Source organism: Olsenella sp. kh2p3, from assembly GCA_900119625.1.
GTDB lineage: Bacteria > Actinomycetota > Coriobacteriia > Coriobacteriales > Atopobiaceae > Tractidigestivibacter.
In genome coordinates, this window is record FPKD01000016.1 from 1 (window position 1) to 9,139 (window position 9,139).

Here is a 9,139-nt window from a genome sequence, read left to right on the forward strand (position 1 = left end):
CGATGAAGGTCTCTATTGCAACCCTTCGCTGCTCGGTGCTGTACATGCGGATTCCTTCCTGTTCCTATTTGGTCCAGGATTTCCACCGCAGTCCCTCAAGGGCAGTTTCTAGTGAACATCAACACGAGAGCCCTGCAGAACCTAACGGGGCCGTGTGGCGGGCGAGCAGCTTCCTCGAGGGCACCCGACGGGGCAAACACAGACCAAAGCTCAAATCTCGAACCCATATTTGTGGAGAATCTATGTAATCGCTCCAAATACCTCTGAGTGGACTGGTCCTACCGTTGGCGCCGAAAACCTTTCACTTAACCCATTGTATACACAAAACTTGCGGATAACTGTCGCTTTTCTGCTGACAAAGGTGCAGAATGTGTAAAGCACTATGCAGAATCATGCTGCTATAACGCGGTTCAATACAGCGCGTAATAGCAGGTAATCCGCATTGTGCAGAGGTTTTTCGCAGCATAAACGCACCAATGCGGGGTGCTCGTGCCCGCGGAGAGGGTTCTTGATGGATCGCTCGAATGCAGAAGATCGTTAATCCGCCGCCGAAGCGCATGCAACTGCGGCAGATGTTGGTTGATCTACCGGGTTCCCGCCGTACGGCGCGGAATCCATTCGGTGTGTAAAAGGGCAACGCGGCGGTTGCCTTGGAGTAAAGGAGTTGGTGGTATGAAGGTCGCAAGGAAGCTTTGGACATGGGCGCTCGCGCTTGTCGCGACGTTCGCCGTCGTACTCGGGCTGAGTACGGTCGCAATGGCGGCTGCGGGAGAAACTCCCCCGCACACGAAGAACATCACTGACAATCAGGACGGCACGTACACGATCTCGCTTGACATCGTCGGTGAATCTGAAAAGCAGCCGAACAACGTCAATGTCATCGTGGTCTTCGACCGTTCCGGCTCGATGGCTAATCCAAACAACACAAATCAGCGCCTGAACGCAGCGAAAACAGCCGTGAACAACCTGGCCAGATCGCTGTTTGCCTACAACACGACAGATGCACCGAACACCGTGCAGATGGCGCTCGTGAGCTTCTCAACGAACGCAACTATCACGCGGCAGCCGACGACTAGCTATCAGCAGTTCAGTCAGTCGGTGAACGGTCTCACTGCGAGTGGCGGCACGAACTGGGAAGCTGCACTGGAGCAAGCCGAAAGAATTAATTTCGGAGATGATGATCAGACGTTTGTCATTTTCGTCTCCGACGGCAACCCCACGTTCAGAGATACGCGGATAACCACTGACTATCTGCCGAGAAACGATAACCCAAATTGGAGCAACTCTGATTGGACTACATACAGATCGGACAACTACTACTACAACTCCCAAGGCGTTTACGGTCTTGGTTCCGACAACCCCAATCAGGACAACTACTCTCCGATATCCATGCAGCGCTGCTACGATGCCGCACTGCCTGAGGCACGGGCGATCGTTCAAGCTGTCGGCGCGGATCATTTCTACACGATCGGCGCGTACGGCGATGTCAGCCGTATGCAGACGCTGACGACTGAAGCCGGTGCACCTGCTGGGAACTTCTATAACGCCAACGATACCGCCGCGCTCAACCAGGCCATGGCCGACATTCTTAACAAGATCGAGACGCTGGGCTTTGCCGATGCCGAGATCGACGACGGCACCACCAGCCAGGTGACCACCACCTCCGGCGAGGTCGCCAACCTCCTCGTGGTGGATGAGTCCTCCTACAAGTATTATCGTTCGGGTGGCTCCTACGGTTCCATGCAGACGTGGACTGATGCCCCTGCAGCCCATCTCGTAGACGGCACGGTTAAGTGGGATCTCTCCTCGGTTGGCGTTCTGGAGAATGACGTGAAATACACCGTCACGTTCGACTGCTATCCGAGCCAGACCACGTATGACATCATCGCCCAGCTGAAGAACGACGATCTCAAGTACTCCGACCTCGACCCCGAGATCCAGAAGTACATCGTCGATAACGGCGGCGGCTCCTACTCCCTCCGCACCAACACCAACGCGGGCATCGCTTGGGACGACACCCGTGACGACGCGGGTCCCCAGACCAGCTCCTACACCAACCCCGATCCCGTTCGTACTGATGCGGTACCTATGTTGACCGTAGCCAAGGAATGGGAGGGTGGCTCTGCCGATGTTACCGCGCTTCCGCTTACGGTTCTCATGGACGAGAAGGATTTCCACACCGCAGCGCTCAGCACGAATAACAGTTGGACGGCCGAGTTCTACATTTCGACCGGCCTCATCAAAGATGGTCAGGTGCTTGCGGGTGCCAAGGGCCACGACTTCTCCTTCGCTGAGCTTGATGATTCCCAGTACCACTGGGAACTCGAGGCTCCCACTGTCCGTCCGATGTTGATTGATGGTGGCAAAAACAACGACGGGAAGCCCAACATTCTCGTTAAGGTCGACGCTGATCATCCTGCGCCTTCTGGTGCCGCGACCTATGAGATTGATGGCGCGACCTATTATGTTGACACCGCTGCCAGCAGTCTTACCGCAACCAACCATCGTCGTTCCAACCTCAACCTTACGAAGGCAGTTACTGGTGAAGATGCACCTCAAACTGCGACCTTCCCCTTCACTTTGACAGTCAACAATTCCAAGGCCCCCGCGACCGAACCGACGGACGACCCTGACCACAACTCCGACTACTGGGTGTGGTTCTCGATTTACGACACTAAGGCCGGCGCGACGGTCACTGACGCGACCGTGTCTGGCGCCATCGGCCCCAACGCCGACGGCTACTACTACGCTCCCAGCGGCACGGCCATCTCCGTCCAGATGAAGAATGGCTGGAACCTCCGCTTCATCAACCTGCCCTCCGGCACCACCTACACCTTCGTTGAGGGCGCGCTCGCCGATGGCTTCGCCTTCAGCAAGTCCGAGCTTACCCAGGGCGAGGACAGCACCTTCTCCGGCGCTCAGACCACCAAGGGCACCATTGAGAACGCCGAGACGAGCTACTACGTTACCTACACCAACGACTATCAGCTCACCGACCTCGAGATCACCAAGGTCTGGGAGGATAACGACAACCAGGATGGCATCCGTCTGACGGCCGAAGAGCTCGCTGCCAAGCTGACGCTCTCGCCCGCGGTCGAGGGCAAGACGCCCACCGTTGTCGAGAACGAGGACGGCACCTACACCATCACCTACACCGGCCTGCCGCGCTTCAACAACGGCGAGGAGGTCACCTACACCGTGACCGAGTCCGCCATCGACGGCTACACCACTACCGGCAGCCCCGCCAAGGACCACGGCACCATCACCAACACCCACACGCCCGAGGCCACGTCTCTGACCGTGAAGAAGGTCTGGGAGGACCAGGACAACGAGTACAAGACCCGTCCCGGGAGCATCCAGGTCCAGCTGCTCGCCGACGGCGAGGCTTCCGGCGATCCCGTGACCCTCAATGAGGACAACCAGTGGGCCTACACCTGGGATGATCTCGACGTCTATGCTGGCGGCAAGGAGATCGCCTACACCGTCGACGAGGTCGAGGTCGACAACTACGCCACCACCGTCGGCGACCTTACCAAAACCGACACCGGCTACGAGATCACCATTACCAACTCCAACGTGACGGTCGACACCAGCGCAGACTTCTTCCACAAGACCGTCGAGACGGGCAACCCGACGAAGGAGGCCGAGTTCAGCTTCACCCTCTCCGCCGAGGACGGAACTCCGATGCCCGCCAACACGACCGGCACGGTTAAGTATCTTCCCGGCAAGACCGGTGATATGGACGTCGACTTCGGTACGATCACCTACACCGAGGCAGGCACCTACACCTACACCATCACCGAGGGCACGCTGCCCGCCGGCTGGACCGCGACCCCCGAGAGCAAGACCGCGACCGTCACCGTGGTAGTTTCCAAGGGTGACGACGGAAAGCTCTCCGCTAAGGTCACCGAGGGCTCCATCACCAACAACTACGCTGCCTCCGGCTCCGTCGAGCTCGAGGCCAAGAAGGCCCTCTCCGGCGCCGAGTGGCCCGAGGGCAAGACCCTCACCTTCACGCTCGCCGGCGAGGGTGGCACCCTGCCCGAGACCACAACTGCGACCCTGACCGCACCCGGCACCGCGACCTTCGACGCCATCACCTACACCGAGGCCGACGCGGGCAAGACCTACACCTACACCATCACCGAGGACGGCTTCGGCGACGGCTGGACCGCCGATCCTGCGGACGGCATCTCCGTATCCGTCGAGGTCACCGACAACGGCGACGGCACGTTGAGCGCGAAGGCCACCTACACGCCCGAGAACAAGACCATCACCAACACCTATAAGGCGACTGGCACCATCGAGCTCGAGGCCACCAAGGCCATCGCCGGCGCTGCTTGGCCCGAGGGCGGCTCCGTTGTCTTCACGCTCTCCGGCGAGGGCGGCACCCTGCCCGAGACCAAGACCGTGACCTTGACCGAGCCCGGCAAGGCAACCTTCGATGCGATCACCTACACCGAGGCCGACGCGGGCAAGACCTACACCTACACGATTTCTGAGACGACCGGCCTCGGCACTGGCTGGACCAAGTCCGCCGATATCACCGCAACGGTTACCGTGACCGACAACGGCGACGGCACGATTGGAACCAGCGTCGAGTACACCAACAACGACACCATCACCAACACCTATAAGGCCGATGGCACTGCCGAGATCACCGTGACCAAGGCCGTCGCTGGCGCTGCATGGCCTCAGGGCGAGGATGGTCCCAAGACCCTGACGCTTACCCTTGCTGCCGATGAGGGCACCCCGATGCCCGAGACCACGACCGCGACCCTGACCGCGACTGGCAGCGTCACCTTCGGCCCGATCAACTACACCGAGGCCGACGCGGGTAAGACCTACACCTACACCGTCTCCGAGGACGGCTTCGGCGACGGCTGGACCAGCTCCGGCGACATTACCGTCACCGTCAAGGTCACCGACCAAGGCGACGGCAAGCTCTCCACCGAGGTCTCCTACTCGCCCAGCGCCACCATCACCAACACCTACAAGGCCACCGGTTCCGTCGACCTGAGCGCCAAGAAGGTCCTCACGGGCCGCGAGTGGGCTGACGTCGACACCTACACCTTCACGCTGTACGGCAACGACGGCAGCAAGATCGAGGACGTGACCGTCACCGCTGAGAACAAGGACAACGTCGCCTTCTCGACCATCAACTACACCGAGGCCGATGCGGGCAAGACCTACACCTACACCATCAGCGAGACTGGCACGCTGCCCGCCAACGTGACCAAGTCCGCCGACGTCACCGCCAAGGTCACCATTACCGACAACGGCGACGGCACGCTCGCGACCAGCGTCGTCTACACGCCTGAGGACCAGACGATCATCAACACCTACGTCCCGACGTCCGTGAACGCATCGATCACCGTCAAAAAGACCATCGATGAGTACATCGAGGGCTCCGACAAGACGTTCAACTTCACGATGACCCCGATCGACGGCGCTCCCATGCCCGAGGGCAAGACCGAGCTGACCGCGAGCATCACCACCGAGGACGGCAAGGGCTCCGTGACGCTCGACCCGATCACCTACACCGCTGCCGGCACGTATCAGTACAAGGTCGTCGAGAAGGACGAGGCGACTGCTGGCTGGACGTATGACACCAAGGAGTACACGGTCACCGTCACCGTGACCGACGATCCCGCGACCGGCAAGCTGTCCGCCGAGGTCACGTACGGCGGCGAGGCAACGGCCGTCGACGTCCACAACCTCTTCGAGGAGGAGAGCACCAGCGTCAAGCTCCACGTTGACAAGGTCATCGACGACCAGTCCGACAGCGCCGAGGATGCCACCTTCACCTTCGTGCTGACGCCTGGCGAGGGCGCTCCTGGCGAGACCCAGACCATCGAGATCACCACTAACGGCCTCAAGGGCGGCGCGGACTTCGCCCCCATCGAGTTCACCGAGTCCGGCACCTTCAACTACACGATCCAGGAGACCGGCACCGCGCCGAGCGGCTGGACCTATGACACCAAGGCCTATCCGGTCGTCATCACCGTCAGCGATAACTTCGAGACCGCGATCCTCGAGAGCGCGACCACCATCGACGGTGAGACCGCAACCAGCCTGACCATCACCAATGTCTACAAGGCCGGCTCCACCAAGTCCTCCCTCCAGGTGACGAAGGCCATCGAGGACACCTCCGAGAGCGCTCCCGACGTGACCTTCGAGTTCACGCTGGCGACCACCGACGGCTCGCCCATGCCCGATCCCGCGACCGCTACCGTGACCGGTGCCGGTACCGCGACGTTCGGCGAGGTCGAGTACACCAAGGCCGGCGAGTACCACTACACCATCACCGAGACCAAGGGCGGCGACGCTGGCTGGACCAACGACACCACGACCTATCCCGTGGTCGTTACCGTGACCGACAACGGCGGCCAGCTTGTGGCTACCGCAGCCTATGGCGAGAAGTCCGAGACGAGCCTGACGGTCACCAACATCTACGATCCTGAGGACGCAAAGGCTACCCCGAAGGCCCTCAAGACCATCGACGACCAGTCCAACAGCGCTCCTTCCGAGACCTTCACGTTCCAGCTGATCGACTCCAAGGGCAACGTCGTTGAGACCAAGACCCGCGAGAACGGTGGCCCGGTCGAGTTCACCGAGCTCACGTTCGCCAAGGTCGGCACCTACGAGTACACCATCAAGGAGGTCGCCGGCTCCACCAAGGGCTACACCTACGACACCGCCGACCACAGCGTGACCATCAAGGTCGAGGACAAGGGCGACGGCAACCTCGAGGCCACCATCACCTACGCCGACGGCGAGCAGGCCACGATCAAGAACGTCTACAAGGCCGAGCCGGTCGAGGTCAAGCTCGAGGGCGAGAAGGTCCTCGAGGGCGGCAAGAAGCTTGAGGCTGGCGAGTTCACGTTCGAGCTGCTCGACAACGACGGCAACAAGGTCGACGGTACCTTCACCAACGACGCTGACGGCAACATCGACTTCGGAACCTACACCTTCGAGAAGGCCGGCACCTACACCTACACCGCCAAGGAGGCCAAGGGCGACAACGAGCACATGACCTACGACTCCGGTGAGCACACGTTCGTCATCACGGTTACCGACGAGGGCGGCACGCTCAAGGCCGAGGTCACGAGCGACGACGGCGCCAAGGCCAAGTTCACGAACACCTACACGCCCGAGCCCGTCTCCATCGATCCTCCGGTCCAGAAGGTCATCACCGGCGACAAGCCCGCGATCCCCGCGACCTTCACCTTCCAGATGAAGGCCATCACCGAGGGTGCGCCCATGCCCGCTGGCTCTGCTGACGGCATCAAGTCCATGCAGATCACCGGTGCTGGCAGCAAGGAGTTCGGCGAGATCGTCTACACCGAGCCCGGCGAGTGGGTCTACGAGATCAGCGAGCTCAAGGGCAACGCTGAGGGCTACACCTACGACACCACGGTGTACACGCTCACGGTCAAGGTGACCCAGAACGACGACGGCACGCTCACCAAGACCGAGACTATCAAGGGCGGCGACGCTATCGTCTTCACCAACAAGTACGAGGCACCCAAGACCCCCAAGACCGGCGACACCACCCTGCAGGTCGGCCCGCTCTTCCTGGCTGGCGCGGTTATCACCGGCATCGCTGCCTTCGGTGCCCGCCGCCGCGAGGACTAAGGCGATTCCCCGCTAGGGGAGACAGGAACTAACCCGAGAAGGGCGCCTTCTGGCGCCCTTCTTCTTATCTGGCGTTAATGCATTCCTTGCGGATATCTTGCGTCTGACCTGCAGAAACCTTGCAGTGGAGAATTCGCGACCTCGGAACCAGGCCTCCCGCAGCGTCCGATTGCCTGCTACAGTCATCCACCAATCAACACGGAGGGTGGTGGCTGCGATGCTGTTCCTCGGATATGAGAGTGCTGTCCAATACTGGCGGGCGGTCCGTGCGGGGCTGGTTGCGAAGCCTGATTATTCAAAGACCACGACCGTTGCACATGAGAGCTACCGTGCGAAGGAGATCATCGAATACGTTCCGACACTATGCATAGAGGGGCAGTTCACACCCCAGATCCTCGTGTCGAGCGTCAACCATATCAACCGTTCCGATAAGGCTCGCTTCCGTCTATGCGCGACAGAGCTTCCAGCAGGATCGTTCTGCGAGCATACGTCATACACGATGGTCGCATCTCCCGAACTCTGCCTTCTCCATGCCGCCAAGGACTGCGGTCCCAAGAGGATGATCGCCCTGGTCGAGCTGTGCTGCGAGTTCATGGGCTGCTACTCCCTGTACGAAGACGATATCCGCGGGTTCGTCACCTGCAAGCCGCTTGTCACGAAAGAACGGATGCGGGAATACATCGGCATGCTTCCCAAGCGGACCAGGGGAGCGGTGCTGCTGCGGCGCGCCGTCGAGCTGTCCGGCGAGCGCTCATGGTCTCCTCGGGAAACCGACTGCTTCATGGCACTTACCCTTCCACCCGAGATGGGCGGCTTCGGGCTACCGCAGCCTCTCATGAACCCCTTCGATGAGCAGAACGTTGGACACGAGGACGGCATGGACCGCTTCATGGTCGATCTCTGCTGGGAAGAGCGCAAAACGGTGTTCGAATACGACGGAAAGGTCGACCACGGCACCCTACAGAAGGCGGATTACGACAAGGAGAGGCGAAGCGCGCTCGCATCGAGGGGATACAAGGTCATCGTGGCGGTCAACGCGTCGGTGAAAGATGAGGAGTCCTATCGGAACAAGGTGGGCCAGGTGTTCGGGGCGATGGGTCTGCCGATGTCCGCTTTCAGCCCTAGGGAGCTTGATGCTCAAAGAGCGCTCCGAGAGGCGCTGTTCGATCCCTCGCATTACTATGAAACGCCCTATCTCACGCCGATCAGGCAAAAGGATGAAGAACCAAGTGCGGAGGATGCTTGATTATGAGCTATTGAAGGGGTTGGCATAGTTGACTTGGTGGCTTGCTTAGAGAGGCGCTAGTAACAGACCACCAAGTCAACCGAACGGAACGGAAGAAATCCTGAGAATCGCGCGTTGTCTGCAGTTGACTTGGTAATTGCAAAGCATGAAAACACCAAGTGGGACTGCGGTGGTGAACTTGGACCAAGATCCAACGTTACAAGCTATCGTACCCCTCGTCGTTGCCCGCCTCATCCGGTTCCATCGAGTCCGCCT

At 60.2% G+C, this 9,139-nt stretch carries 2 protein-coding genes; both read left to right on the forward strand.

Features of this window, described 5'->3' with window-relative positions; genetic code table 11:
* The first annotated feature begins 672 nt into the window (after positions 1-672).
* Entirely contained in the window at positions 673-7,638 is a 6,966-nt protein-coding gene (locus BT122_RS10435; protein ID WP_072355848.1) for a Spy0128 family protein, read from the forward strand.
* A gap of 217 nt (positions 7,639-7,855) precedes the next feature.
* On the forward strand, positions 7,856-8,884 hold the full coding sequence (locus tag BT122_RS10440; RefSeq protein WP_072355849.1) for a DUF559 domain-containing protein: 1,029 nt from the start codon (positions 7,856-7,858) through the stop codon (positions 8,882-8,884).
* The last annotated feature ends 255 nt before the right edge of the window (positions 8,885-9,139 follow it).